The organism is Actinoallomurus sp. NPDC052274 (assembly GCF_040679475.1).
Classification (GTDB): domain Bacteria; phylum Actinomycetota; class Actinomycetes; order Streptosporangiales; family Streptosporangiaceae; genus Actinoallomurus; species Actinoallomurus liliacearum.
Genome location: NZ_JBFAUT010000001.1, coordinates 118,123 through 143,227 on the forward strand (window position 1 = coordinate 118,123; position 25,105 = coordinate 143,227).

At 69.9% G+C, this 25,105-nt stretch carries 24 protein-coding genes and 3 pseudogenes; 15 read left to right on the forward strand and 12 right to left on the reverse strand.

Features of this window, described 5'->3' with window-relative positions; genetic code table 11:
- The gene (locus AB0K82_RS00615) at window positions 1-777 is read right to left on the reverse strand and encodes a metal ABC transporter ATP-binding protein (RefSeq protein WP_364391021.1); all 777 of its coding nucleotides are present in this window, start codon (window positions 775-777) and stop codon (window positions 1-3) included.
- A gap of 2 nt (window positions 778-779) precedes the next feature.
- Window positions 780-1,730, reverse strand: a complete 951-nt coding sequence (locus AB0K82_RS00620) for a metal ABC transporter substrate-binding protein (RefSeq protein WP_364391023.1) — start codon at window positions 1,728-1,730, stop codon at window positions 780-782.
- Between the two features lie 99 nt (window positions 1,731-1,829).
- Between AB0K82_RS00620 and AB0K82_RS00625 the strand changes: the two genes are divergently transcribed.
- The 5 genes from AB0K82_RS00625 (at window position 1,830) to AB0K82_RS00645 (ending at window position 5,796) form a co-directional block, all read left to right on the forward strand.
- Entirely contained in the window at window positions 1,830-2,309 is a 480-nt protein-coding gene (locus AB0K82_RS00625; RefSeq protein ID WP_364391026.1) for a transcriptional repressor, read from the forward strand.
- A gap of 112 nt (window positions 2,310-2,421) precedes the next feature.
- Complete coding sequence (locus AB0K82_RS00630; protein WP_364391029.1) at window positions 2,422-2,811, forward strand: Fur family transcriptional regulator; 390 nt, start codon at window positions 2,422-2,424, stop codon at window positions 2,809-2,811.
- A gap of 226 nt (window positions 2,812-3,037) precedes the next feature.
- A complete protein-coding gene (locus AB0K82_RS00635) occupies window positions 3,038-4,003 on the forward strand; it encodes an ATP-binding protein (RefSeq protein WP_364391032.1) in 966 nt (321 codons plus the stop codon).
- A gap of 30 nt (window positions 4,004-4,033) precedes the next feature.
- Window positions 4,034-5,077 carry a permease gene (locus AB0K82_RS00640; protein WP_364391034.1) on the forward strand — a complete coding sequence of 348 codons (1,044 nt, stop codon included), beginning with the start codon at window positions 4,034-4,036 and terminating at the stop codon, window positions 5,075-5,077.
- Window positions 5,074-5,796 carry a TIGR03943 family protein gene (locus AB0K82_RS00645; protein ID WP_364391036.1) on the forward strand — a complete coding sequence of 241 codons (723 nt, stop codon included), beginning with the start codon at window positions 5,074-5,076 and terminating at the stop codon, window positions 5,794-5,796. The genes AB0K82_RS00640 and AB0K82_RS00645 overlap by 4 nt, the downstream gene beginning before the upstream one ends.
- 91 nt (window positions 5,797-5,887) lie before the next feature.
- On the opposite strand, the gene AB0K82_RS00650 is transcribed toward AB0K82_RS00645, so the two are convergent.
- Window positions 5,888-6,172 carry a hypothetical protein gene (locus AB0K82_RS00650; protein ID WP_364391038.1) on the reverse strand — a complete coding sequence of 95 codons (285 nt, stop codon included), beginning with the start codon at window positions 6,170-6,172 and terminating at the stop codon, window positions 5,888-5,890.
- A gap of 84 nt (window positions 6,173-6,256) precedes the next feature.
- Here AB0K82_RS00650 and AB0K82_RS00655 point away from each other — a divergent pair, with 84 nt between their 5' ends.
- Together AB0K82_RS00655 and AB0K82_RS00660 are read left to right on the forward strand one after the other, a co-directional pair.
- On the forward strand, window positions 6,257-7,159 hold the full coding sequence (locus AB0K82_RS00655) for an LLM class flavin-dependent oxidoreductase (RefSeq protein ID WP_364391040.1): 903 nt from the start codon (window positions 6,257-6,259) through the stop codon (window positions 7,157-7,159).
- A gap of 155 nt (window positions 7,160-7,314) precedes the next feature.
- Entirely contained in the window at window positions 7,315-7,962 is a 648-nt protein-coding gene (locus tag AB0K82_RS00660; protein ID WP_364391042.1) for a polysaccharide deacetylase family protein, read from the forward strand.
- A gap of 49 nt (window positions 7,963-8,011) precedes the next feature.
- Here AB0K82_RS00660 and AB0K82_RS00665 read toward each other — a convergent pair whose 3' ends face one another.
- On the reverse strand, window positions 8,012-9,679 hold the full coding sequence (locus AB0K82_RS00665; RefSeq protein WP_364391044.1) for a (2,3-dihydroxybenzoyl)adenylate synthase: 1,668 nt from the start codon (window positions 9,677-9,679) through the stop codon (window positions 8,012-8,014).
- 377 nt (window positions 9,680-10,056) lie between these two features.
- On the opposite strand from AB0K82_RS00665, the gene AB0K82_RS00670 reads away from it, so the two are divergent.
- From AB0K82_RS00670 to AB0K82_RS00690, 5 genes and pseudogenes are all read left to right on the forward strand, one after another.
- A complete protein-coding gene (locus AB0K82_RS00670; protein ID WP_364391046.1) occupies window positions 10,057-12,879 on the forward strand; it encodes an AMP-binding protein in 2,823 nt (940 codons plus the stop codon).
- Window positions 12,806-13,555, forward strand: a complete 750-nt coding sequence (locus AB0K82_RS00675; protein ID WP_364391048.1) for an ATP-binding cassette domain-containing protein — start codon at window positions 12,806-12,808, stop codon at window positions 13,553-13,555. The genes AB0K82_RS00670 and AB0K82_RS00675 overlap by 74 nt, the downstream gene beginning before the upstream one ends.
- 335 nt (window positions 13,556-13,890) lie before the next feature.
- Window positions 13,891-14,259 (forward strand): annotated as a pseudogene (locus AB0K82_RS00680) (ATP-binding cassette domain-containing protein); the annotation flags it as partial.
- Window positions 14,260-14,320: 61 nt separating this feature from the next.
- A complete protein-coding gene (locus AB0K82_RS00685) occupies window positions 14,321-15,709 on the forward strand; it encodes a salicylate synthase (RefSeq protein ID WP_364391050.1) in 1,389 nt (462 codons plus the stop codon).
- A gap of 47 nt (window positions 15,710-15,756) precedes the next feature.
- A pseudogene (locus AB0K82_RS00690) lies at window positions 15,757-15,825 on the forward strand (hypothetical protein); the annotation flags it as partial.
- A gap of 79 nt (window positions 15,826-15,904) precedes the next feature.
- Here AB0K82_RS00690 and AB0K82_RS00695 read toward each other — a convergent pair.
- Together AB0K82_RS00695 and AB0K82_RS00700 are read right to left on the reverse strand one after the other, a co-directional pair.
- Window positions 15,905-16,054, reverse strand: a complete 150-nt coding sequence (locus AB0K82_RS00695) for a type II toxin-antitoxin system HicA family toxin (protein ID WP_364391496.1) — start codon at window positions 16,052-16,054, stop codon at window positions 15,905-15,907.
- 45 nt (window positions 16,055-16,099) lie between these two features.
- A complete protein-coding gene (locus AB0K82_RS00700) occupies window positions 16,100-17,101 on the reverse strand; it encodes a hypothetical protein (protein WP_364391052.1) in 1,002 nt (333 codons plus the stop codon).
- A gap of 421 nt (window positions 17,102-17,522) precedes the next feature.
- Between AB0K82_RS00700 and AB0K82_RS00705 the strand changes: the two genes are divergently transcribed.
- Window positions 17,523-17,993: a hypothetical protein gene (locus AB0K82_RS00705; RefSeq protein WP_364391055.1), complete on the forward strand. Its 471-nt coding sequence runs from the start codon at window positions 17,523-17,525 to the stop codon at window positions 17,991-17,993.
- Between the two features lie 289 nt (window positions 17,994-18,282).
- On the opposite strand, the gene AB0K82_RS00710 is transcribed toward AB0K82_RS00705, so the two are convergent.
- The 3 genes and pseudogenes from AB0K82_RS00710 to AB0K82_RS00720 form a co-directional block, all read right to left on the reverse strand.
- Window positions 18,283-18,429: a hypothetical protein gene (locus AB0K82_RS00710; RefSeq protein WP_364391057.1), complete on the reverse strand. Its 147-nt coding sequence runs from the start codon at window positions 18,427-18,429 to the stop codon at window positions 18,283-18,285.
- A 6-nt stretch (window positions 18,430-18,435) separates the two neighbouring features.
- Window positions 18,436-19,179 (reverse strand): annotated as a pseudogene (locus AB0K82_RS00715) (IS3 family transposase); the annotation flags it as partial.
- Window positions 19,180-19,191: 12 nt separating this feature from the next.
- Entirely contained in the window at window positions 19,192-20,133 is a 942-nt protein-coding gene (locus AB0K82_RS00720) for a LysR family transcriptional regulator (RefSeq protein WP_364391059.1), read from the reverse strand.
- A 179-nt stretch (window positions 20,134-20,312) separates the two neighbouring features.
- Here AB0K82_RS00720 and AB0K82_RS00725 point away from each other — a divergent pair, with 179 nt between their 5' ends.
- The gene (locus tag AB0K82_RS00725) at window positions 20,313-20,732 is read left to right on the forward strand and encodes a tautomerase family protein (protein WP_364391061.1); all 420 of its coding nucleotides are present in this window, start codon (window positions 20,313-20,315) and stop codon (window positions 20,730-20,732) included.
- Window positions 20,733-20,778: 46 nt separating this feature from the next.
- On the opposite strand, the gene AB0K82_RS00730 is transcribed toward AB0K82_RS00725, so the two are convergent.
- Window positions 20,779-21,006, reverse strand: a complete 228-nt coding sequence (locus AB0K82_RS00730) for a nuclear transport factor 2 family protein (RefSeq protein ID WP_364391064.1) — start codon at window positions 21,004-21,006, stop codon at window positions 20,779-20,781.
- 239 nt (window positions 21,007-21,245) lie between these two features.
- On the opposite strand from AB0K82_RS00730, the gene AB0K82_RS00735 reads away from it, so the two are divergent.
- A complete protein-coding gene (locus AB0K82_RS00735) occupies window positions 21,246-22,082 on the forward strand; it encodes an SAM-dependent methyltransferase (RefSeq protein WP_364391065.1) in 837 nt (278 codons plus the stop codon).
- 242 nt (window positions 22,083-22,324) lie between these two features.
- On the opposite strand, the gene AB0K82_RS00740 is transcribed toward AB0K82_RS00735, so the two are convergent.
- Both AB0K82_RS00740 and gabT read right to left on the reverse strand, forming a co-directional pair.
- Window positions 22,325-23,716: an NAD-dependent succinate-semialdehyde dehydrogenase gene (locus AB0K82_RS00740; RefSeq protein ID WP_364391067.1), complete on the reverse strand. Its 1,392-nt coding sequence runs from the start codon at window positions 23,714-23,716 to the stop codon at window positions 22,325-22,327.
- Window positions 23,717-23,727: 11 nt separating this feature from the next.
- Window positions 23,728-25,050 (reverse strand): 4-aminobutyrate--2-oxoglutarate transaminase, encoded by a 1,323-nt coding sequence (gabT, locus tag AB0K82_RS00745; RefSeq protein WP_364391069.1) that lies wholly within the window; start codon window positions 25,048-25,050, stop codon window positions 23,728-23,730.
- Window positions 25,051-25,105 lie beyond the last annotated feature (55 nt).

The window sequence follows — 25,105 nt, forward strand, 5'->3', positions numbered from 1 at the left end:
CTAGGAGTGGGCGACGATGACGCGGTCGCCGCGCAGTTCGAGGGCGTGTCCGCCGTAGGTGGCGCGGAGCCGGTCGGGGGTGAGCGTGGCCTGGGTGGGGCCGAAGCCGTACTGCCGGCGGTTGAGCAGGCAGACCTCCTCACAGGCCAGGTGGGCCAGCGCCAGGTCGTGGGTGGAGACCACCACCGCGGCGCCGTCCTGCTTCAACCGGGCGATGGCGTCCAGCAGGGCCTGTTCGCTGACCGCGTCGACGCCGTTGAACGGCTCGTCGAGCAGCAGCAGGCGGGGCTCGGCGGCGATGGCGCGGGCCAGCAGCACGCGCTGGCGCTGCCCGCCCGACAGGGTTCCGAACCGGTGGCGGGCGCGGTCGGCCAGGCCGACCTGCTCCAGGGCCCGGCGGGCGGCCTCCTTGTCGGCGGCCTTCGCCCGGCGCAGCCACCCGATCCGCCGGTAGCGGCCCATGAGCACGACCTGACCGACGGAGATCGGGAACTCCGGATCAAGGGTGTCGGCCTGGGGGACGTACGCGACGTCGCGCCGCGCCGCGGCCGGAGGCCGGCCGAGGACGGTGATCCGGCCTCCGGCGAGCGGGACCAGGCCGAGGATCGCCTTGATCAGGGTGGACTTGCCGGCGCCGTTCGGGCCGATCAGGGCGACGGCCTCGCCGGGGGCGACCATGCCGTCGATGTTCTCCAGCGCGAGGGCGGGCCCGTAGGCGACGGTGACCTCGTCCAGGTCCAGCGCCGGCGGCGGGATCTCCGGTTCCACAGTTTTCACGCTCAGCCCTTCAGTGCGGTGACGATGGTGGTGGTGTTGTGCCGCTCCATGTCGAGGTAGGTGGCCCCGGCCGAGCCGGCGGGCCCGAGCGTGTCGCCGTACAGGGAGTCCTCGCCGGCCTCGACCTTCACCCCGGCCTGCCTCCCGATGGCCTCGGCGGTCTTGGGGGGCAAGGAGGACTCGGAGAAGACCGCCTTGACACCGGTCGCCTTGATCTTGGAGATCAGGGAGTTGAGCTGCTTGCCGGACAGTTCGGCGGAGGTGTCGAAGCTGGGGATGATCGAGCCGACGAACGTCAGGTGGTAGCGGTCGATGTAGTAGCCGAACGCGTCGTGGTTGGTGACGAGCTTGCGCTGGTCTGCGGGCAGGGTGTTGATCTGCCCGGCGATCCAGGAGTCCAGCTGCTCGAGCTTGGTGGTGTAGGAGGTGAGGTTCGCCTCGTAGGCCGCCTTGTCGGCGGAATCCTTGCCCTCGAACGCGGTGGCGATGTTGCGGCTCATGGTCTCGGCGTTCTTGGGGTTGTGCCAGATGTGGGGGTCGCCGGCGGCCTCCTCGTCGGTGCCGTTGCCCTTGCGGACGGCCACGCCCTTGCTCGTGTCGACGAGCGTGCCGTGAAACCCTGCCGACTTGATCGTCTGATCCAGCCACCGCTCCAGGCCGACGCCGTTCTCCAGGACCACGTCGGCCTGCGCGATGGCCTGGATGTCGGCGGGGGAGGGTTCGTAGTCGTGCGGGTCGACGTTGGGTTTGAGGATCTGGGTGACCTTGACCTTGTCGCCGCCGATGTTGCGGGCGAAGTCGGCGACCTGCGTGGTCGTGGCGACCACGTTCAGCTTCTTGCCGCCGCTCGCCGAGGTGCCGGCGTCTTTCGCGGAACTCGAACCGCAGGCCGCGGCGGCGAGCAGGCAGCCCGCGACGACGGGGACGGCCGGCAGGGGGAATCGGGTGCGCAACGTATCTCCTCGAGGCATTCCATGCTAATGAAAACCGGTCCCATGTTCACCCTAACGGAAATGGTTGTCAATATCGGCCGATGTCCGTACGCTCGGCGCATGCGCTCCCACCCCGCCACCGCCGGCCGTTCCGGCAGTGGAGGCGTCGATGAGCTGTCCGCACGGCTCCGCGCCGCGGGCCTGTCCCCGACCCGGCGCAGACGTCAGGTGCTGGAAGCGCTCGATGGCCGGCGGCGCCCGATCGGCGCGCACGAGCTGTACGTCGAACTCGCCGGCCAGGGGCATCGCGTCGGGATGTCGACGGTCTACCGGACGTTGGCGGCGCTCGCCGACGCCGGGCTCCTGCACGTCTTCATCCACAACGGTGAGACCCGGTACCGGCCGTGCGCTCCCGGCCGTCACTACCACCTGGTGTGTCGCCGCTGCGGTGACGTCCAGGAGCACCCGGCCGCCGACGACGGCGCTTGGCTGGACGCCATCGCGGCCGAGGTCGACTTCGAACCCGACCCGCGCCAGGCGGAGGTGTACGGCGTCTGCGGTTCGTGTCTGCGAACCGGACCCGACGGCCTCGGAGGTTGATACGGTCGAGAGGCGACCGATGACCAGACCTCGACCGGCCGGAGCACCGACCATGACCTCGCACTCGACCGCCCGACCCGCGCGGCAGACCTCCGCCGGCCGGGGAACCCGCGTGCGAGGCACACGGCAGGCCGAGGCGTTGAGCCACGTCCTGGCGGACCTGCCGGGATTCAGCAGCGCTCAGGACATCCATGCCGAGTTGCGCCGCCGGGGTGAGCGCATCGGGCTGACCACGGTCTACCGTCATCTCCAGGTCCTCAGCGAGGACGGCGCCGTCGACACCCTCCGCGACGAGACCGGCGAGACGCTCTACCGTCGCTGCGAGACCAGCGCCCACCACCATCACGTCACCTGCCGATCGTGCGGGCGTAGCGTCGAGGTCGAAGGACGTGCGGTCGAGCGCTGGGCCGAACGCGTCGCGACCGAGGCGGGCTTCACCGACGTCGACCACACCGTGGAGATCTTCGGCCTGTGCCCCGACTGTGCGGGCGAGCGCCGCTGACCCCCTTCCCGTGACCGGGCGATGATGGAAGTGCCGTCGCGCCCATCTCGCCTTCCGGGGGGCTTGCGGTGGCGTAGGCGTTACCGGAAAACCACTGAAAACGGTTTTCGATTCCGATAAGCTCTCCATGTGCGCCAGCGCGTTGCGTCACCGATATCGATGTAACATTCAGTGCGCATCTGTTCACTCAGTGCCACTCCGGCTGGCATGAGTACGAGAGGGATTCATGAAGATCGCGTTCGTCGGTAAGGGCGGAAGCGGAAAGACGACGCTGTCATCGCTGTTCGTCCGGTATCTGGCGGCTTCCGGTGCTCCGGTGGTGGCCGTCGACGCCGATATCAACCAGCATCTGGGGGTGGCGCTCGGGCTGGATGAGTTCGAGGCCGCCGCGATCCCGGCGATGGGAGAGCGCCTGCCCGAGATCAAGGAATACCTGCGTGGGGCCAATCCGCGGATCTCCTCCGCCGCGGCGATGGTCAAGACCACCCCGCCCGGCTACGGCTCCCGGCTCCTGCGCATCGGTGGTGACGATCCGATCCACGAACGTCTGACGGTGGAGGCGTCCGGGGCCCGGCTCATGGTCACCGGTCCGTTCACCGACGACGATCTCGGCCACTCCAAGACCGGGGCGGTCGAGCTCTACCTCAACCATCTGGTGGACGAGCCCGGGGAGTACGTCGTCGTCGACTGTACGGCCGGGGCCGAATCATTCGCGTCCGGCATGTTCACCCGGTTCGACCTGACGTTCCTGGTCGCCGAGCCCACTCGTAAGGGGGTGAGCGTCTACCGGCAGTGGACCGACTACGCCGCCGACTACGACGTGGCCCTCAAGGTCATCGGCAACAAGGTCCACGGCCCCGAGGACGTCGCCTTCCTGCGTGAGCAGGTCGGTGACGCGTTGCTCGGCTGCGTGGGGGACTCCAGCGCCGTCCGCGCGATGGAACAGGGCCGGCCCTTCACCCTGACCGACCTCGCGGACCCCGACCGACGGATGCTCGCCGCCATGCGAGAGGCGGTCGACGCCCGACCGAAGGACTGGCCGAAGTTCACTCGCCAGGCGATCGAGTTCCATCTCAAGAACGCCGACGCCTGGGCGAATTCGGCGACCGGCGAGGATCTGAAGGCTCAGATCGACCCGGGATTCGTCCTCGGCCCCGAGGCCATGACGGCGGCGCTGCCGGCCGTCCGATAACGGGGGGCACAGGGCCGGAGGTCTGGCACGATGCCGAGTGCGCCCAGGTGGCGGGCCGTCGAGGCGGCATGGGAGGAGGACGCGGAACTCCCGCCCGCCGAGTGGGGCCGACGACCACCGATGGCCGCAGGGCCCCGCGCGCTGCTCGGTGTCGTCGCGGTGGCCGGTGTGCTGGCGGCGGGCAGAGTGCTGGCCGCCCCGCACCTGCGCGAGGCCAGGGTGCAGGGGTGGGCGACCGTCTTCGTGGCGATCTGTGTGCAGGCGTTGCCGTTCCTGGCCTTCGGCGCCACCGTCTCCGCCGCGATCTCGACGTTGGTGCCCGAGGCGTTCTGGCGGCGAGCGTTGCCGCGTCGCGCTCTCCTCGCGGTGCCGGTCGCCGGTGCGGCCGGCGCCGTACTGCCGGGATGCGAGTGCGCCTCGGTCCCGGTCGCGGGCGGTCTGATGGCCCGTGGCATCACGCCCGCCGCCGCGCTGGCCTTCCTGCTGTCGTCCCCGGCCATCAACCCCGTGGTGCTCGTGGCCACGGCCGTGGCCTTCCGCGGGCATCCGCAGATGGTCGCCGCCCGCTTCGCGGCGTCCTTGCTGGTCTCGGTGGCGGCCGGGTGGCTGTGGCTGCGGTTCGGCCGCACCGAATGGCTGCGGATCCCCTCCCGCCCGCGCGCCGCCCACGGGGCGCGATGGCCGGGATTCGCCGCGGCGCTGCGGCACGACCTGCTGCACACCGGCGGCCTGCTGGTCGCCGGCGCGGCGATCGCGGCGACCCTCAACGTCACGGTGCCCCCGGCCTGGACCGCGGCCGTGGCAGGCGTTCCGTGGCTGTCGGTCGCCGTGCTCGCGGCACTGGCCGTGGTGATGTCGATCTGCTCGGAGGCCGACGCGTTCGTCGCCACGAGCCTGACCCAGTTCTCCGCAACGGCCAAGCTGGCCTTCCTCGTCGTCGGCCCGATGGTGGACCTCAAACTCATCGCGTTGCAGGCCGGCACCTTCGGACCGCGCTTCGCAGCCCGGTTCGTCCCTATGACCTTCGCCCTGGCGATCGTCGCGAGCGCCCTCATCGGCCGGGTCCTGCTGTGAGAAAGGCCGCCCAGAACGTCGTCCTACTGGCGGTCGGCGGGACACTGCTGTGGATCACCCTGGCCGGCCGCGAGTACCTCAACTACGTCCGCCCCGGCTTCCGGATCCCGCTGATCGCCACCGGAGCCGTCCTGTGCGCGCTCGGCGGACTCGGCATCGCCATCACCTGGCGCCGCACCGCCCCCGCGACATCCGACAGGCAGGGCGACGAGCACGACCACGATCACGGGCCACGAGCCACCTGGCTGCTCTTTCTCCCGCCACTGGTGATCGCCATGATCGCGCCGACGGCCCTGGGCTCCTTCACCGCCGAACGCGCCGTCGACCAGGCCCCACGACCGCAAGCCGGACCTGCCCTGGCGGCGTTGTCCGCCGACGGCCCTACGCGAATCTCGCTGACCGAGTTCACCGCCCGTGCGTTCCAGGCCAAGGCCGGTCACGACACCCTGACCGGGCGCCAGGTCATCCTGACCGGATTCGCCCGCCCGGCCGGCCGGAACCAGTGGATGCTGATCCGCCTGCGTATGACCTGCTGTGCGGCCGACGCCGTCCCGATGCGCGTCATCATCAAGAACACGCCCGCACCGCCCACCGGCACGTGGATACGGGTCACCGGCACCTGGTCGCCGCTCTGGGCGAGCATCGACGACATCGCCTTTCCTCAGCTCACGGCCACCGGCCTGGAGCGCATCGCCCGACCCGCCGACCCCTACGAATGACGCGGTGATCCCCGCCTGCCGTACGGGCACCCGCGCAGTCGGCACTCTTCACCGGGGTCACCACCGGGAAAGGAGGAGACCGAGGGGGTATCTACTGATGACAGCGATGACAGAGCACCGACAGCACACCGGCCACACCCATGCCCACGGGCAGGGATGCGGGCATGTCGCCGTGCCGCACGGCGACCATGTCGACTATGCCCACGACGGGCATCTGCACCGACCGCACGACGGACACGTCGACGAATGCGAACCCACCGGCCATCTCCAGCATGATGACCATCCACATCGGCACGGTGAGGGCTGCGGACATGTGAGCGTGCCGCACGGCGATCACATCGACTATGTCCATGATGGATGCCGGCATGCCGCCCACGGAGATCATTGGGACGAGCACTGAACATCGAACATCGCTAGCCCATCTGTCCCCAGCCGCGCCGATTTCCGGCAGAGTATGGGAATGCGGGTGGGTGCGTTCCTACTGGCGGCGCAGTTCCCCGGTCAGAGCGACGGTGAAGTGCTGACCGCCACGGTCGAGGCGGCCGTCGCCGCCGAGCAGGCGGGGTTCGACGACGTGTGGTTCGCCGAGCATCACTTCATGTCGTACGGCACCTGTCCGTCGGCGGTCACGCTCGCGTCCTATGTCCTGGGCCGTACGGAACGGATCGCGGTCGGGACGGCAGTGAGCGTGTTGTCCACCGCCCACCCGGTCGCACTCGCAGAGCAGACCGCGCTGTTGGACCAGGTGTCCGGTGGCCGGTTCCGGCTCGGGGTCGGGCGGGGCGGCCCGTGGGTGGACCTTGAGGTGTTCGGGACCGGGCTCACGCGGTACGAGTCCGGTTTCGCCGAGAGCCTCGATCTGCTGCTGGCCGGACTGACCCGTCCCCGGCTTTCGGCGACCGGGCCGACCTTCGGCTTCCGCGAGGTGCCAATGGTGCCGCGCCCGCGCACCCGCCCGTCCCCGCCGGTCGTGGTCGCCTGCACCTCGGCCGGCACCGCCGCGCTGGCCGCCGAACGCGGCCTGCCGATGCTGCTCGGCATGCACATCGACGACGAGGGCAGGCGGCGGATGGTCGACGCGTACACCGCCACGGCCCCGAACACACGCGCGGAGCACGTGGCCGCCGTCATGGCCTACGTCGCCGACACCCGGGCCGAGGCACAGGGACTACTACGCGCGGAGCTGCCACGCTGGCTGCGGCCGGGGCTGGCCGGGTACGTGCCGGTCGACGACCGGCCCCACACCCCGCGCGACCCGGACGCGTACGCCGAACTGCTGTGCCGCATCCACCCGGTCGGCACCGCCGAAGACTGCGTGGAGACCATGGCGGCGACGGTGGAGCGCACTGGGACCGCCACCTGATCCTCATGGTGGAGGGCGCCGGATCCCCGCGCCGGACCCGGGAGAACATCGCCCGGCTCGGCGCCGAGGTCCTCCCTCACCTCCGCGCCCGTTTCAGGGACCGAGACCGCGAACCAGGATCCGAACTTCTCAATTGACCCGAGAGTCCTAGCTGAATGGAGGTGGGGGCCGGCTATGCCCACGGACGGCCGCTGCAGGCGCTGCGCCGGCCGATCCACAGCCTGCACGATCTCCAACCGGCGGCGCCGCCCAACGCGGTGGCGTTGACCATCGACGACGGCCCGCATCCGGAGTGGACACCGATGATGCTGGACCTGCTGGCCGAACTGGACGTTCCGGCGACGTTCTCACTCATCGGCGTGCAGGTCACCGAATACCCGCGGCTGGTCCGGCGGATCGTTGCGGCCGGACATCAGGTGTCCGACCACACGGTGACGCACCCGTTGAACCTCCCCGCGCTCACGGACGCCCGGGTCCGTGAGGAGATCGGCGGTGGCCACGACCGGATCGCCCAGATCTCCGGAGTCGCGCCGAAGTTCTTCCGTTCCCCGGGCGGCGCCTGGTCGCAGCGGATCCTCGACGTCGCCGCCGAGCATTCCATGATCTGCATCGACTGGCAGGTCGACCCACGCGACTGGGCACGCCCCGGCACCACGACGATCACAGACCGGCTGCTGCGCGCCCAGGCGGGCGACATCCTGCTCTGCCACGACGGCGGCGGCGACCGTTCGGAGACGATCCGGGCGCTGCGGACGGTCATCCCCGCGCTGAAACAACGCGGCCTCACCTTCGTCGTCCTCTGAGGAGGCCGCACCGTCAACGTCCGCGTCCTCGTGGTCGGTCACCATTCGCTCAGAGCCGGGGCAACCGCTGGAGCAAGGCGTTCTTGTCGATCTTGCCGACCGCTGTCAGCGGTAGTCGGTCGACTGCGATCACGTCGTCGGGGGTCTTGTAGGCAGCCAGTCCGCGCTGTTTCAGGAAAGAGGCCAGTTCCCGAGTGCTGGGCGCCTGGCCCTGGCAGACCAGGAAGGCCACCGGCCGTTCGCCCCATTGGGCGTCCGGGGCGCCGACCAACGCCGCTGCGGTGACGGCCGGATGGGTGAGGAGGTGCTCCTCCACCTCGGTGGCGGCGATCTTCTCTCCGCCACGGTTGATCTGGTCCTTGATCCGTCCGACGACTTCCAGGTTTCCCGACGGCGTCCGGCGGACGAGGTCCCCGGTGCGGTAGAAGCCATCCGCGGTGAAGGCGATCCGGTTGTGTGCCTCGGCCCGGTAGTAGCCGCGCGGCGTATAGGGGCCGCGGGTGAGCAGTTCCCCGGGTTCGCCGTCGGTCACCGGTCGGCCATCCGCGTCCACGATGAGGATTTCGTCATCCGGGGAGATCGGCCGGCCCTGTGTCGTGCATATCAGGTCTTCGGGGTCGTCGAGGCGGGTGAGGTTGATCAGGCCTTCGGCCATGCCGAACACCTGCTGGACCTGGGCGCCGAGCGCGGGCCCGATCCTGCGGGCCATCTCGTCGGCGAGCCTGGCCCCACCGACCTGGAGTATCCGCAGGCTGTCGAGCCGGTAGTGGCCGTGCTCCGCCTCGTCCAGCCAGTACGGAACCAGCGGTGGGCTCAGTGACGTGATGGTCACGCGCCTCTCGTCGATGAGGCGGAGAGCGGTCTGCGGGCTCGGGTCGGGGCAGGCGACGACCGTACCGCCGGACATGAGCGTGCCCAGCACGCCGGGGCAGGCGAGCGTGAAGTTGAACGCGATGGGGAGAACTGCCAGGTAGACCGAGTCTTCGTCCAGGGTGCAGATGTCCGCCGCGGCCCGTGCGTTGTAGGCGTAGTCGTCGTGGGTCCGCTGGACCAGCTTGGGTAGGCCGGTCGTACCGCCCGACAGCAGAAGCAGCGCCAGGTCTGAGGACTCCGCACCGTCCCCGTCGGCATGCCGTGGGGTCGAGCCGCTGGTCGGTCCGGTGGACGGCGGAGCGGTGCGGTCGTACAGGTCCTCCAGCCGGGTGAAGTCGCGATGGGCGCCCGGATCGCCGCAGACCACCACATGGCGCAGCGGCGCGCCCGCCGTCTCCTTCGCCATGTCGTCGACCAGTTCCCGGGCGAGTTCGCGGTAGTCGAAGCGGGCGTGCCGGCCTGGGATGATGTACGCCGCCGCATCGCTGACCCGCACCATGTGTTCGATCTCGGTCCGGCGGTGCCCTGGCATCGCGTGCACGGGCACCGCGCCGATGCGCTGGAGGCCGAACCAGGCCAGCACGAACTCGGCCCGGTTGGGCAGTTGGACCACAACCCGGTCCCCGCGCTCGATGCCCAGCCGCCGGAATCCCAGGGCCAAGCGATCGGCCGCCGTGTCGAGTTCGGCGTAGGTCCAACTGCGGTCCCCGTCGACCAGGGCGACGCGTTCCGGTCGCGCCTCGGCCCACGAGCGCAGGTACGAGCCGAACGTCCGGCCACTCCAGTACCCGGCCCGCCGGTACCGCTCGGCATCGGTGTCGGACCACGTCGGATGAGCTTTCACGACAACGGCTTCCTCTCGGCGTCGCCTCCGGCCGGTGCCGGGGGTTGGCGCGGGACTGGATCATGTGCATACTGATCGACGTTAATGATAATCGTTACCGATAAGTGTGACATCCCGCCAACGGACGACGCGGTCCTGGCGCGGACAGGAGCCGGCGGCTGACGCCTGCCACCCGGCCGCCGCGGTCGGAGGCCTCCGCCGGTCCGGCCCTGCGAAGCACCGAGGAGTACGACGGAAGGGGATCTGTGTCCGTGCGCGATGAACAGCTCGGTGGTGGATCGATCTCGGAGGACGCAGCGTCGGCGACGAGTCCGCCGTCCAGGATTCCGGCCGGTGGGCCGCCGGTCGCACGCCCGTCCGTCCCGACGGCCCGTGAGGTGCGCGAGGACGTGGCCCGGGCGTTGGAGATCCCCGTCGACGAGGTCGACGACGGGCGCGACCTGTTCGAAGTCGGCCTCGACTCGTTGCGGTTGATGTCGCTGGTCAGTGCCTGGCGCCGCCGCGGCTGGTCGGTGAGCTTCCAGGACCTCTCCGAGGATCCGGTCCTGGACACCTGGGTCGCCCTGATCTCCAAGAGCACGGGCACGGAGCCGGTGTCGCCCGTCCCGCCGCACCGGCCGGCACCGGTGTCCGCGAGGCCTGACGAGGAGGACGCGCCGTACCCGTTGGCGACGATGCAGCACGCCTACTGGGTCGGCCGGCAGGACGGTCAGCCGCTCGGCGGCGTCGCCGCGCACTTCTACACCGAACTCGACGGCCACGACCTGGATCCCCGGCGGCTCGGGGAGGCGCTGGAGGCTCTGACGGCCCGCCACGGCATGTTGCGGGTGCGCATCGACGACGAGGGCCGCCAGCATCACGTGGCCACCGGTCCCCGCCTGACCGTCCATGACCTGCGCGACCGGTCCGCCGAAGAAGTCGACGCGGTGCTGGACGACCTGCGTGAGCGATACACCCACGCCCGGATGAACGTCGCCACGGGCGAGGTGATCCGGGTCGCGCTGTCCCTGCTGCCCGAGGGCAGGACACGCCTGCACCTGGACCTGGACATGATCGCCGGCGACGCGCTCAGCCTGCGCAACCTGCTGTCGGACCTGCGCTGGCTGTACGAAGAGCCGGGCGAACCGCTGCCTCCGATCGGCCTGAGCTACCGCCGCTACCTGGCCGAGCGCGCCCGCCGCCGCCAACCCGAGCGTGAGGAGTCCGCGCGCTGGTGGCACGAGCGGATACCCGATCTTCCTGGGCCGCCCCAGCTGCCCACCACGGTGGACCTGCTGCGACCCGTCTCGGCGGCCGACACCGCGCTCACCCGCACCGGACGCCTGCACCATTGGCTCGACCCGGAGGCCAAGGCGGCCCTGATCGAGCGTTCCCGCCGCCACGGCATCACGCCGGCCGCGCTCCTTGCCACCGCCTTCGCCGAAGTCGTCGCGGCATGGAGCGGCACCCAGCGATTCCTGCTCAACCTTCCGCTCTTCGACCGGGAGATGATCACATCCGACGTCGCGCAGTTGGTCGGCGACTTCAGCAGCTCGATCATGCTGGACGCGGACCTGCGCGCCGACCTGCCGGTCGTCGAGCAGGCCCGGCAGCTCCAGGCGCGCCTGCGGGCGGCCGTCGCCCACGGAGCGTACGGGGGCGTCGAGGTGCTCCGGGACCTCGCCCGGCACCGAGGCGGCCCGGTGCTCGCGCCCGTCGTCTACACCAGCGCCATCGGCCTCGGCGAGATCTACGAGTCAGAGGTCCAGGCGTGCTTCGGCCGTCCGGTGTGGATCATCTCTCAAGGGCCCCAGGTCGCCCTGGACGCCCAGGTCACCGAACTCGACGGTGGCCTGCTGCTCAACTGGGACGTTCGCGAGGGCGTGTTCGCTCCCGGAGCGCTGACCGACGCTTTCGCCGCCTACCGGCGTCTGGTGACCGACCTGGTCCGCACGGACGCCGCCTGGCTACGTCCGGTCGGAGCGCTGCTGCCCGCCGAGCAACTCGCCCGGCGTACGCGCGCCGCGCTCCCGCCCGCGCCCGCCTCACGCGATGCGCTGCACACGCGCTTCTTCGACATGGCCGAACGTCACCCGGAGCGCGTGGCGGTGATCCGCGAGGACGGTACGGAGCTGAGCTACGGACAACTCGCCCTGGACGCCCGAAGGGTCGCGGCACTGCTGCACCGCCATGGCGTACACCAAGGAGACGCGGTCGCCGTCACCCTGCCCAGGGGCGCCGACCAGATCACCGCGGTCCTCGGCGTGCTCGCCGTCGGCGCCGCCTACGTGCCTGTGGGCACGGAGCAGCCTCCCGTCCGACGGGCCGACATTCACCGCACCGCCGGAGCCACCATCGTGCTCACCGACGACGCGCACGTAGATCTGACCGGACGGCTCCCGGGGGTGACGGTACTCCGCCTGGCTGAGGCCCGGTTCGAGCAGCCGGCGACGGTCGTCCGTCCCGCGCCCGAGTGCCCGGCCTATCTGCTCTTCACCTCGGGTTCCACCGGCCGGCCCAAAGGCGTCGAGGTGCCGCACCGCGCGGTCGTGAACACCATCGACGCGGTGGGCGACCTGTTCGGCATCGGGCCGGACGACGGCACGCTGGCTCTGGCCCCGCTCGACTTCGACATGGCCACCTACGATCTGTTCGCACCTTTGTCGGCAGGTGGCCGCGTCGTCGCCCTGGGCGAGGAGCACCAGCGCGACGCGCGGCATTGGGCGCATCTGGTCCGGCCGCGGCCGGAGAGCGCACGCCCGGTTCCTGGCGGCGACCGATGGTTTCTCGGACTTCTTCACCGGCTGGGTACGCGCCACGCTGATCCCATCGACCGCTGCCTTGCTCGTGGTCACCCCAGTGGTCGTGCTGCTCGTCCTGGTGACGGCCGGGGTCGTCTTCGCCGGGGCCGGATGGACGCCCGTCGTCGACCTGGTGCCCTTCGTGCTCCTCGGCCCGGTCGTCAGCGCGCCGATGGGACTGATCGGCGCTCGCATGCAGCAGATCCGGACCGGTCAGGCGGCGGCCGCCCGGATCACCGCTCTGCTCGACGCCCCGGTGCTGCCGGAGCCGGCCGTCCCCGCGGCCCCCGCCGATGCTCGGGTGTCGATGCGCGGAGTGTCGTTCTCCTACGACGGAAGCACCAATGTGCTGAAGGACATCGATCTGGACCTGGAGCCGGGAACGGTCACCGCTCTGGTGGGACCGTCCGGGTCCGGTAAGTCGACGCTGGCCGCGCTGCTGCTCCGCTTCCACGACGTCACCGCCGGTACGGTCACCATCGGCGAGGCCGACGTACGGGCGATCCCGGCCGCGGATCTGTACCGTCACGTCGGTTTCGTCCTCCAGGACGTGCGGCTGCTGCGGGCCACCGTCGCCGACAACGTGCGGCTGGGCCGCCCGGAGGCCACCGATGAAGAGGTGGAGCGGGCCGCACGCGCGGCGCAGATCCACGACCGGATCACCGCGCTGCCGAAGGGATACGCCACGGTCGTCGGTACCGACGTCGTGCTGTCCGGCGGTGAGGCCCAGCGCCTGTCCATCGCCCGGGCGTTGCTCGCCGACACACCGATCGTCGTCCTGGACGAAGCCACGGCGTTCGCGGATCCGCGGTCGGAGTCGCTGATCCAGGACGCCCTGTCATCTCTCGCCTTCGGCCGTACGTTGCTGGTCATCGCGCACCGGCTGGCGACCGTCCGCTCCGCAGACCGCATCGTCGTCCTGGACGGCGGGCGGATCGCCGAGCAGGGCCGCCATGAGGAACTCCTGGCCGCCGCGGGGCGCTACGCGCGCATGTGGCACTCCCAAGGCCTGGACGCCTCCGTCGACCTCACCGCGCCGACCGCCTCGCGCGACACGAGCCGTCCGGACCTCACCCCGAAGGGCACGCACCGATGATCCGCCACCTGTTCCACGTCCTGGGACGGGAGGGCTCCGGCCCTCTCAAGCGTCTGCTCGCGCTGATGGTCGGCGCCGCCGTCCTGCAGGGCGTGGCCTTCGCCCTGCTCGTGCCGCTCCTGCGGACGCTTCTCAGCCGGGGACCCGGACATGCCTGGCCCTGGCTCGTGGCCTTCGCGGGCTGCTCGCTCGGCTACGCCGTGGTCCAGGCCCTGTGCCTGAGCCAGGGGTTCACCGTCGGCTCACGTATCTCCCGAGTCCTGCACCGGCGGCTGGCCGACAAAGCCCTGGACCTCCCGGTCGGCTGGTTCACCGGCATGCGAGCAGCCGAACTCGGCTGGGCGACCCGTGTCGGTGAGCGCGGAACCGCGTTGTCCGGCGGCCAGCGCCAGCGCATCTCCATCGCCCGTGCGCTCCTGAAGGACGCTCCGATCCTGGTCCTCGACGAGGCGACCGCCGCTCTCGACCCCGAGAACGAAGCGATCCTGGAATCGGCGATCGCCGAGCTGGCGGTGGAGAGGTCGCTTCTGGTCATCGCGCATCGGCTACGGACCGTGCTGGCCGCGGACCAGATCCTGGTCTTGGAGGGCGGCCGGATCAGTGAGCAGGGCACGCACAGCGAACTCGTCGACGCCGGTGGCACCTATTCGGACTTCTGGCGGGAGCGCACGCGCGCCGAAGGCTGGCGCCTGGCTGCCCGGTGAAGACGCCCGGCCGGCAGAGCCGGTCTCTTCAGCAAGATCATGTTCCGGAAAGAGGCTGACAATGACCGACCAGGCCGCAGCGCCCTGGCAGGACTGGGCACATCAGGTTCCCGCCGTACGTCACGAGGAGGTTCTCGACGCACCCGACGATCCGGCCCGCACCGCCGTGCACCTGTCCGCCGGGCTCGGCGACCAGTACGTCATCTACGAGCGCGACGAAGTCTGGCACTTCGCCGCAGGGGCGGCGGTCACCCTCACCGCGGATACGGCATCGGTCACCGCCCGTGTCGCCGGACGGGAATGGACCGTCGCGACCGATGGCGATCCGCTCGACCAGATCGCTGCGGCGCTCACGGCCCTCGGCCATGTCCATCCCGACGGACGGCGGGTCTTCGGCTGGGCCGCCTTCGAGCTCGCCCATCTACTGCACGGCGACCGGCCGTACGCGGGTACGCAACCACTGCTCCACTTGCTCGTGCCCTGTGTGGAAGCCGTCCTCACCCCCGGGAAGGCCGAACTGCGCGCGGTCGACGACACGTGGACCGCCAAGGTCGCCCCGTTGCTCCGCAGCGTGCCGCAGGCCGATCCGCTCGCCCGCACACGTCCGGTGGACGATGTCGAAGCCGTCCTGGGCAAGGGCGGCGACGCCTACATGAAGGGCGTGTCGGACACGATCGCCGACATCGAGGCCGGACGGATCGACAAGGCCGTCCTCTCCCGCGCCATCCCGCTGCCCGACGGGATACGTCCGGATCTGCCGGCCTCCTACCTCGCCGGCCGCCGAGGCAACACTCCGGCGAGGTCGTTCCTCCTCGACCTGGGCGGCTGGCGGGCAGCCGGATTCAGCCCGGAGACCGTCGCGCAGATAGAATCGGACGGCCGCGTGTCCACCCAGCCGCTCGCCGGCACCAGGGCGTTGGGTCTCGGCCCCGATCACGATCGGCGGCTGCGCGCCGAACTCCTCGCGGATTCCAAGGAGGTGCACGAGCACGCCATCTCCGTACGGCTGGCCTGCGAAGAACTGCAAGCGATCTGCCGGCCCGGCTCCGTCGCGGTCGAGGAGTTCATGACCGTGAAAGAACGCGGCTCGGTGCAGCACCTGGCCTCCAGGGTCGCGGGACACCTACGTGACGGCGTCGGGCCATGGTCGGCGTTCGGCGTGCTCTTCCCGGCCATCACCGCCACCGGCGTCCCCAAAGCCGCCGCACTCGCCGCCCTCACCCGGCACGAGTCCGGAACCCGCGGCCTCTACGGGGGAGCCGTGCTGACCGCGGACACCCATGGCGCCCTTGATGCCGCGCTCGTGTTGCGCACCATTTTCCGGCACGGCGACGCGACGTGGCTGCGCGCGGGAGCGGGGGTGATGCGGCAATCCACTCCTGAGCGAGAGTACGAGGAGACGCGCGAGAAGCTTCGCAGCGTCGCTCCGTACCTTCGGCTGCCCACCTGACTACGAGGAGATGCACAGAGATCTGACCTGGCGCCGGCGCCGACCGCGCGTACCGGCAGTTCATCACCGCCCGCGCCCAGATCCTCAACCAGAAACCCGAACTGGTCGACTGCTGACGCCCACGGTGTGGCCTGCCGGCGGTCGTACGGGCGGCGCCGAGCGCGGGAAGCCGACGCCGCTACCCGCTACCGCCCCTCAGAGCAGGTCGTTCAACTCGTCGACGGTCATGTCGATGATGCGCAGCACGCCGCGTAGCGTGCCCGGCGGCACGTCGCGGCCGGGATGCACCGGCACGACGACCGTGCGTCCGTCCGCGTGACGTAAGACGTGATGATTGCCCCGGATCCGCGCTACCTCGGGGGTCGACCAGCATCGGAACGAAAAGTCTCGTTAGCTGGTTGTCCCGGCTGACGTGGGCGTGACTTTTCGTTCCGATGCTGGCGGCCGTGTATTCACAGGAGCGGGGTCGGTGCACTGCTCATACTCTGCCGTGAGGTTCGGAAGGTCATAGATCATCGCGGTGACGGCCTGTTCGAGACTGAGCCCGTCGGTGTCGTCGGTTCGTTCGACGCATCCTCGGATCAACGCCAGGGATGCCGTGCCGAGCAGCGAGCGCTGTCTGGCGTGGTCGATGACGCCGGAATGCGGGTCTGCCAGAGCTCTGAAGGCGATTCCTTCGGTCACGGCCGCCATGATGCTGACGAGGTCGTCCAAGGTGACCCCGCCGCGTAGGCGCAGGCCCCGGGCCGAAAGTGTTTCCGCGAAGACCTCTTTCCATTGCGCCAGGAGCTCCTGATAGTTCTCGGCCATGGCGTTCTGGATCACCTCATCACCCTCGGCTGCTGCGGTAGCGATGAGTTCGAGCCGGAACCTCGGTCTGTCGATCAGGGTTGTCAGGTCCCAGTAGCTCAGACGGTGAACGGCGCGGACGAAGTGTGGTCCGTCGATGATTTGTTCGATGACGTCGATGCATTCTGTGGTGACGCAATGATTCTCGTGATAGCCCGTCCACAGGCCGAATCGCAGAAGATCGGCGATGAAGTCCGAGTGAGACTTCCAGGTGGACCTCAGCGTCGAGACGGTGCCGATCTGGGGAAACGGGTCGGGATTGTTGGCGACCTCGGCGGCCACCGCGCGCTGCGAGAGAAAACTCAGTGTCGGGCGTTCGAGGGAGTTCGGGTCTTCCGGGTCGCTGTATGCCCGTTGAGCTGCTGGACCGAGGTAGCGCTCGATCAGACGCATGCCCGCTGCCAGGTAGGCGGCGGTCACCGGATCATTAGCGAGCCTGTTACGGCTGAACGGAGTGCGCCGGTCCAGCCGGCGCAACACCTGCGAGAGATCCTGATTGTAGGGAGGGGGAAGCTGCTGCTTCAACGTCTGCGTACTGCTCACGCCACACATACTCCACCGGCTCCCCCCGGACGTACAGGCGCGCACCTGCGCGGTAGTGCGCACCTGCGCCCCCGCAGCCAGGTCCCTGCACTTGGGCACGGGACAGGCATGGATCAGCTCGCTTAGAAATAGCGCTTGAACCGGAAACTCGACTTCCCCGGTGGATCAGGGGCCGGCGAGTTCGACACGAGGCGGGCGCACAGCCCGCTGCCACCAAGTAGCTGAAGGAGAGGGATCTATGCCCAGCAGGGCAACCAAGATGTGTCTCACAATCGCTATAGCACTGGCCGTCCTAGGCGGGGTTGTTGAAAGTCCCGCCAGCGCGAGTTCAGTCGACCTGAAGTCGCGTACTACCAATCCCAAAAACGCCACAAGTGCCACGGCGTGAGGCCGCCATCACGAAAGGAAAGGTATCTCCACCATGAACACCACCCAAAAGCGCATCGCTCTCTTCACGGCGACGCTTGTGGCCAGCGGTGTCACGATCGGCATCGGCATCGGCCCAACATTCGCCGGAACCGCCGACGCCGCTGAACTGCCGGCACCGCGCGTCACGAGTGCCGCTCCGGCGGAGACCCCGTCGGCGGTCACGGCCATGCGTTGCTCCTCCGGTGTGGACCGGCCGTGGTCGGGTGCCGGCCAGGCGTCCACCTACGGGTGGAACACCTGCCACTGGGCCGGATGGTCAGTTATCTATCTGTACCGATACAGCAACGGCGAGTACAGGCAGGTCGCACATGGCGGTACCTACTGGAGCAAGTTCACCGGCAGGACGGTCTCCGCGAAGTGCGCACGCGGTAACCACTGGTACGTCGCCGATCTCTACCAGGCCAACATCGCCGGGCACGAATTTAACCAATGGTCGAATGCGGTCTGGCTTCGTGGCTGCTGAACCACCGGCCTGGCCGGACAGCTTCGTGAGGTCGCCGGATACACCGGCTACGACAATCCGGCCCACGAAGAACTGACTGCCGAAGCCGACCGGCTCCGCCAGGCCGCCGACCGGCTGCGCACGCTCACCGATCGGGTGGTCGCCGCCGCCGAGGCCGACGTGGACGCCTGACGCGGCTTTCGTCGCACGCCGGCGACACCACCGCGGTGCGACGGATCGCCGTACGAACGAAGGGGCAACAGTCTCGGACTGCTGCCCCTTCGTTCGTCTCAAGACCAGCCCACCGCGGTCAGTCCTCGGCGAGGTCCGGGCGCCACTGCAGGATGTCGTCGTCGAAGGTTCCGTTTTGGATGTCCTTCAACGCCGCCATGTACCCGACCTGTATCGCCCGATCGACCATCTGCAGGATCGGGGGTTCCCCCCGAAGTGTGGACACCGGCTGTTATGCGGCTTGTGTCACCGTATAGGACAGTCGTTCGTAGTCGATCGGGCTGATCTGGCCAAGGGCGGAGTGCCGGCGGGTCGTGTTGTATCGCGTGACCCACCGAAACACCGCCAGTCGCGCCTCGCGGGCCGTTGACCAGCATTTCCGGCCTTGCAGGGTCTCTCGTTTCAGGCTGGCGTTGAAGGCCTCGGCGGCGGCGTTGTCGGCGCTGGTGCCCACCGCGCCCATCGACTGGAGGACGCCGAGCCGCCCGCACGCGGCGGCGAAGTCGGCCGAGGTGTATTGCGCCCCGTGATCGGAGTGAAAGACCACGCCGTCCAGCCGCCCGCCCCGAATGCGGGCCGCGGCATCCAACGCGTCGATCACCAGCTCGGTGCGCATGTGATCGGCGATCGACCAGCCGGCCAGGCGACGCGAGCACAGGTCGATCACGGTGGCCAGGTAGAGGAACCGCCCGTCACCGACCGGGAGATAGGTGATGTCGCCGACGTACCGCTGGTTCGGCGCCGCAGCGGTGAAGTCCCGCTTGATCAGATCCGGCACCGCTTGGTGCGACGGCTCGGGCACCGTGGTGCGGACCTTGCGGCGCAGGTGCACCCCGGTGATCCCGAAGATCCGCATGACCCGTTCGATGCGCTTGTGGTTCACCCTCTGGCCGGTATCGCGCAGTTCGACCGCGATACGCGGCGACCCGTACGTCCCGTCATGAGCGGCGTGGATGACCCGGATCTGTTCGACCAGCGCCGGCGGCTGTTACCGGCCCGCTGGTCCGGTAGGCGGGTGGTCGTATTCGGCCAGGTCGGCGGCGTGTTGGCGGAGGACGTGGACGAGTGCGTCTGCCGGCGGCGTGGTGGGGCCCGGCAGGCGAACGAGGCTGACGCGGCGTCGTTCCTCGGGAAGGTCCTCGATGGTGATGAGGCGGACTCCGGGCGGGATCGCGGACAGCAGTGTGGCGGGGACGGTGGTGACGCCGGTTCCGGCTGCGACCAGGTGCAGTTTGGTCAGCCAGTCGCGGGTGGCGTGGTGGATGCGGGGCCGTCCGGGCAGTCCCGGCCAGATGCCGAGCCGGGGCTCGTCGGTGCTGGCCGGGCTGGCGATCCACGTCTCGCCGGCGATGTGCTGGGCGGTGACGCTGGCGCGGTCAGCGAACCGGCCGCCGGCCGGCACCGCCAGGACCAGTCGGTCTTCTAGCAGCGGCTCGGTATGCAGGGGCGGATCGTCGGTGTCGGGTGAGCGGTGCGGTGGCCGGGAGGACAGCAGGGCGAGGTCGAGAGTGCCGGCGCGCAGTGCCCGAACCAGCGATGGGGTGCTTGCCTCCCGGGTGGTGACCTGGATGCGGGGGCGTTGCCGGCGCAGGGTCGCCAGGGCGCGGGCCACGAGGACCGCCCCGGCGGTGGGGAAGAAGCCGAGCCGTACATGGCCGGTGTCGTCTTCCGCGCCGCGCAGTTCCCGGTCGACCGCGTCCAACGCGTCCAGCGCGGTCACGGCGTGGTGCAGCAGAGTCCGGCCCGCGGTGGTCAGTCGCACGCCGCCTGGATAGCGGTCGAACAGCCGGACACCGGTGGCCTGCTCCAGGCCGGCCACCTGCCGGGAGATGGCCGATTGGGTGTAGCCCAGCGCCTGGGCGGCGGCAGTGAAGGTGCCCCGCTCGGCCACCTCGCGCAGCACCCGAAGCCCGACCACCGTGAAGTCCATGAGTAATCAGCATATCCACTATGCGGAGCATTCGCTGGCGGAATGGCTATGGGACTCCTAGCGTGAAGGGCATGAACGAGCACGTCACCAACGGAACTGCAGGGTTGGACGGCCGGCACCGCACTGCGGCACCCGCCACCTGACCCCAACTCCGAAAACACATCAGATAGGGAACGACAATGCCGCTGATCAACGTCTACCTGCGCCAGGGAACCACCCCCGAGTATCGCCGCAACGTCTCCGCCGCCCTCCACAAGGCCATGGTCGATGTCCTGAAGATCCCCGAGGACGACCAGTTCCACGTTTTCCACGAGGTCACGCCCGACAACTTCCACATGCAGCCGATCGTGTTCGGCCTGCCGCGCAGCGAGCGCACCATGTTCATCCAGTTGTCCTTCAACCAGCGCACAGCCGAGCAGAAGAACGAACTGTTCCGAGCGATCGTCGACAACCTCCGGTTGTTCGCCGACGTTCCCGAAGAGGACGTCATGATCGCGGTCTTCGAAACAGCCCGCGAGAACTGGTGGGCCGCCGGCCGCGTCGTCAACCCCGAAACCGGCTACGACGCGCGCATGACCGACGTCCCTGCCACGAGCTGAGTCCAACGACGGCGCGGGCCGGCGTCCATGGCCTCCCGGAAAGAGCTCAGTTCTCGCGGGTCCAGGCGGGCGTGATCCGCACTTCGCGGAGGCGCCGGCCCGCCGGCGTCCGCACTGCGGTGCCGGCCAGTCGCAGGCCGCCGGTGAAGTGGGGTGCCCGGCCGTCGCGGTAGTGGTACACGAGCGAGTTCGCCGAGGCGGCCGCCTGGTCACCGTCGACGTCCACCAGAAGGTCGGTGGTCGTGTGCTGGGCGTGCTGCCACCAATGGCGCACAGGTTCTTTGGCTGCGCCAACGATGAAGAGTGGTCGCCGTTTCCCGTGGCAGGCGCCGTTTCCCGTGGCAGGCCTGGCGGCTGGATACCTCAGGGCGAGGCACGGATCCCGCGCCACGTGGAATGATCGGGAACCGTGGATCGTACGACGGCCGGGTGGGACGCTGGCCACGGATACAACGCGGATGCGCGCCACGCCGGCGCCGGGCGTGAGAAGGACGAGCCGAGAGGTATGGACCGATGAGGGACGCCCTGGCTCCGGATGACGACGGTTCGGCGGGCGGGAACCCCGTGTCGGCAAAGATCAACAGCTCGGTTCCGCACGCTCCCCGGATCTGGAACTACTGGCTCGGCGGTAAGGACAACTTCGCTGTCGACCGTGAGGTCGGGGACCGGATGGCGCAGATGTATCCGGACATCGTCCGCCTCGCCCGCGCCGACCGCGCCTTCCTCGGGCGCGCCGTACGGCACCTCGTCGTCGAGGAGGGCATCCGCCAGTTCCTGGACATCGGGACCGGCCTGCCCACCGCCGACAACACCCACCAGGTCGCGCAGGCGCTCGCACCCGAGGCGCGCATCGTCTATGCCGACAACGACCCGCTGGTCCTGTCGCATGCCCGCGCCGTGCTCGTCGGCACGCCGGAGGGCGCCACCGATTATCTCGACACGGACCTGCGCGAGCCGGAGGAGATCTTGCGCGGGGCCGCGCGCACGCTGGACTTCGACCGGCCGGTGGCGATCATGCTGCTGGGCGTGCTGATCTACGTTCCCGATACCGCGAAGGCATACGCGGTCGTGAACCACCTGATGGACGCCGCGCCCTCGGGCAGCTTCCTGGTCATCGCGCACAGCACCAGCGAGGTCTACGGTGAGGCGACCGAGGAGGTCGTACGGCTGCGGAACAAGGCCGTGAGCCCGCCGATGACCCTACGCAGCGGTGCCGAGATCGCCCGGTTCTTCGACGGTCTTCACCTGCTGGAGCCGGGACTGGTCTCCTGTACGCGATGGCGCCCGGACCCGGGCGCCATCGAGCAGCGCGAGGTGGACGAGTTCTGCGGCGTCGCGCGCAAACCGTAGCCGCTGATCGGAGAAAGCGCGCACACGTACTCTCCGGCGCGTTCCCCGACCTCGTCGTCCACGTCCCGGTCACACAGGGCGTCGGCGGGTTCCGCCGTCCCGGGCGCGAGCGTCGATCGCGACACGGAAGACGGTCTCCCCGATGCGGATCTCGTCGCCGTCGGTCAGATCGTGCTCGGGATGGCTTCGCCTGCTCGGCGGGCAGGATCGACCGCGCCGACCGTGGCCGGCGCGGTCCGGGGTCAGGCGTCGGGCCAGTCGACCGACATGTACTGCGTCTCGGTGAACTCCCGCAGGCCGTCGCGGGCGCCCTCGCGGCCGAGGCCGCTCTGTTTGACGCCGCCGAACGGCGCGGACGGATCGGAGACGAGGCCGCGGTTGACGCCGACCATGCCCGCGTCGAACGCCTCACCGAGCCGTACGGCGTGCCGCAGGTCACCGGCGTAGACATAGGCGGCCAGGCCCATCTCGGACTCGTTGACCATCCGCAGCAGTTCCTCCTCGTCGTCCCAGGTCACCACGGGCGCGACGGGGCCGAAGATCTCCTGCTGGACGATCTCGGCGTCGGCGGGAACGTCGGCGAGCAGCATCGGCGGGAAGAAGTGGCCCTTGTCCTCGGCGGGAGGCTCGGCGCGCGCCACGACCCGTGCGCCGACGGCGAGCGCGGACTCGACGAGCGCCGTGACGCCGTCGACGGCCTTGGCGCTGATCAGCGGGCCGATCTCCGTCCGCGGGTCCGAGGACGGTCCGACCTTCAGCGCCGCGACCCGCTCGCCCAGCCGGGTCAGGAACTCCTCGGCCACGTCGGCATGGACGTAGAACCGGTTGGCCGCGGTGCAGGCCTGCCCGCCGTTACGGAACTTCGCGACCATCGCGCCGGAGACGGCGGCGTCGACGTCGGCGTCCGCGGTCACCACGAACGGCGCGTTGCCGCCGAGCTCCATCGAGGCGTTCACCACCCGGTCGGCCGCCTGGTGCAGCAGCACGCGCCCGACCTGCGTCGAACCCGTGAAGGAGAGCTTGCGCACGCGGGGGTCCTCGAGCCAGGTCGTCACGACCGCGGCGGCGTCGGTGGTGGTCACGACGTTCACCACGCCGTCGGGGACACCGGCCTCGGAGAGCAGGCGCCCGATCGCGAGGGCGGTCAGCGGCGTCTCGGCGGCGGGTTTGAGGACGACGGTGCAGCCCGCCGCCAGCGCCGGCCCGATCTTGCGGGTGGCCATCGCCGCGGGGAAGTTCCAGGGGGTCACGAGCGCGGCGATGCCGACCGGGCGCTGCGTCACCACCGTACGGGTGCCGCCCGCCGGGGACGGGCCGTAGCCGCCGGCGGGACGCACGGCCTCTTCGGCGTACCAGCGGAAGAACTCGGCCGCGTAGGCGACCTCGCCCCTGGCGTCGGCCGCCGACTTGCCGTTCTCCGAGACGATGAGGCCGGCCAGTTCCTCCTGGTCGCGCATCATCAGGTCGAACGCGCGGTGCAGGATCTCCGAGCGGCGGCGTGCCGGCGTACGCGCCCATTCCCGGGCCGCCGCGGCGGCCGCGTCGACGGCGGCGGTGGCCTCGGCGGGGCCGCCGTCGGCGACCGTGGCGATGACGCGACCGGTCGCCGGATCCTCGACGTCGAACTCTTTCATGGCGACCTTTCTCAGCTCTCGGCGAAGGCGCGGGTCAGCACCTCGACCGCGTCTTCGAGCAGCTCATCACTGATGGACAGGGGCGGCAGGAAGCGCAGCACATTGCCGTAGGTGCCGCAAGTCAGCACGATCACGCCCTGCCGGTGGGCGGCGGCCGAGACCGCGCGGGCGAGGTCGGGGTCGGGTTCGTCCCCACCGGGGCGCACGAGCTCGACCGCGAGCATCGCGCCCCGGCCGCGTACGTCTCCGATGCGGGGATCGTCCTTCTGGAGACGGAGCAGCCGGTCCTTCATCAGCATCTCGATCTTCTGCGCGCGGTCGACGAGCCCCTCGGATTCGATGGTCTCGATGACCGCGAGCGCGGCGGCGCAGGCGAGCGGGTTGCCGCCGTAGGTGCCGCCCAGGCCGCCCGCGTGCACGGCGTCCATGATCTCGGCACGGCCGGTGACGGCCGACAGGGGCAGGCCGCCGGCGATGCCCTTCGCACTGACGACGAGGTCGGGGACGAGGTCTTCGTGCTCGCTCGCGAAGAAGGCGCCGGTGCGGGCGAATCCGCTCTGCACCTCGTCGGCGATGAACACGACGCCGTTCGCGCGGCACCAGTCGGCCAGCGCCGGCAGGAACCCCGGGGCCGGGACGATGAACCCGCCCTCGCCCTGGATCGGCTCGATCACGAGGGCGGCGGGCGTGCCGACCTGCTTCTCGATCACGTCGATGGCGCGGCGGGCCGCGGCGGGTCCGTCCAGGCCGTCGCGGTACGGGTAGGACAGCGGCGCGCGGTAGACCTCGGGCGCGAAGGGGCCGAAGCCCTGCTTGTACGGCATGGACTTGGCGGTGAGCGCCATCGTGAGGTTCGTGCGGCCGTGATAGGCGTGGTCGAAGGCGACGACGGCCTGGCGTCCCGTCGCGACGCGGGCGATCTTGATCGCGTTCTCGACGGCCTCCGCGCCGGAGTTGAACAGCACCGAGCGCTTCGTGTGGGTGCCCGGGGTGAGCCGGTTGAGCCGCTCGGCGACCGCGACGTAGCCCTCGTACGGGGTCACCATGAAACAGGTGTGGGTGAACGCCTCGGCCTGTTCGCGCACCGCGTCGACGACGCGGGGGGCGCTCGCGCCGACCGTGGTCACCGCGATGCCGGAGCCGAGGTCGATCAGGACGTTCCCATCGACGTCCTCGACCACACCACCGCCGGCGCGTACGGCGAACACCGGCATGGTCGTGCCGACTCCGCGCGCGACGGCCTCCTGCTTGCGTGCCATGAGGTCACGGGAGCGCGGTCCCGGGATCTCGGTCTCCAGGTGACGGACCTGGGCCAATGCGGTCGAAAGCGTCATGCGTCCATGGTCGGAGCGCGCGCCGTATGCCGTCCAGTGCCTGTTCTTTCATGAG

Excerpts from the sequence above, each read along its gene's own strand:
- AB0K82_RS00625 (WP_364391026.1), top strand. The coding sequence starts at position 1,830 with ATGCGCTCCCACCCCGCCACCGCCGGCCGTTCCGGCAGTGGAGGCGTC.
- AB0K82_RS00635 (WP_364391032.1), top strand. The coding sequence starts at position 3,038 with ATGAAGATCGCGTTCGTCGGTAAGGGCGGAAGCGGAAAGACGACGCTG.
- AB0K82_RS00640 (WP_364391034.1), top strand. The coding sequence starts at position 4,034 with ATGCCGAGTGCGCCCAGGTGGCGGGCCGTCGAGGCGGCATGGGAGGAG.
- AB0K82_RS00655 (WP_364391040.1), top strand. The coding sequence starts at position 6,257 with ATGCGGGTGGGTGCGTTCCTACTGGCGGCGCAGTTCCCCGGTCAGAGC.
- AB0K82_RS00660 (WP_364391042.1), top strand. The coding sequence starts at position 7,315 with ATGGAGGTGGGGGCCGGCTATGCCCACGGACGGCCGCTGCAGGCGCTG.
- AB0K82_RS00685 (WP_364391050.1), top strand. The coding sequence starts at position 14,321 with ATGACCGACCAGGCCGCAGCGCCCTGGCAGGACTGGGCACATCAGGTT.
- AB0K82_RS00705 (WP_364391055.1), top strand. The coding sequence starts at position 17,523 with ATGAACACCACCCAAAAGCGCATCGCTCTCTTCACGGCGACGCTTGTG.
- AB0K82_RS00720 (WP_364391059.1), bottom strand. The coding sequence starts at position 20,133 with ATGGACTTCACGGTGGTCGGGCTTCGGGTGCTGCGCGAGGTGGCCGAG.
- AB0K82_RS00725 (WP_364391061.1), top strand. The coding sequence starts at position 20,313 with ATGCCGCTGATCAACGTCTACCTGCGCCAGGGAACCACCCCCGAGTAT.
- AB0K82_RS00735 (WP_364391065.1), top strand. The coding sequence starts at position 21,246 with ATGAGGGACGCCCTGGCTCCGGATGACGACGGTTCGGCGGGCGGGAAC.
- AB0K82_RS00740 (WP_364391067.1), bottom strand. The coding sequence starts at position 23,716 with ATGAAAGAGTTCGACGTCGAGGATCCGGCGACCGGTCGCGTCATCGCC.
- gabT (WP_364391069.1), bottom strand. The coding sequence starts at position 25,050 with ATGACGCTTTCGACCGCATTGGCCCAGGTCCGTCACCTGGAGACCGAG.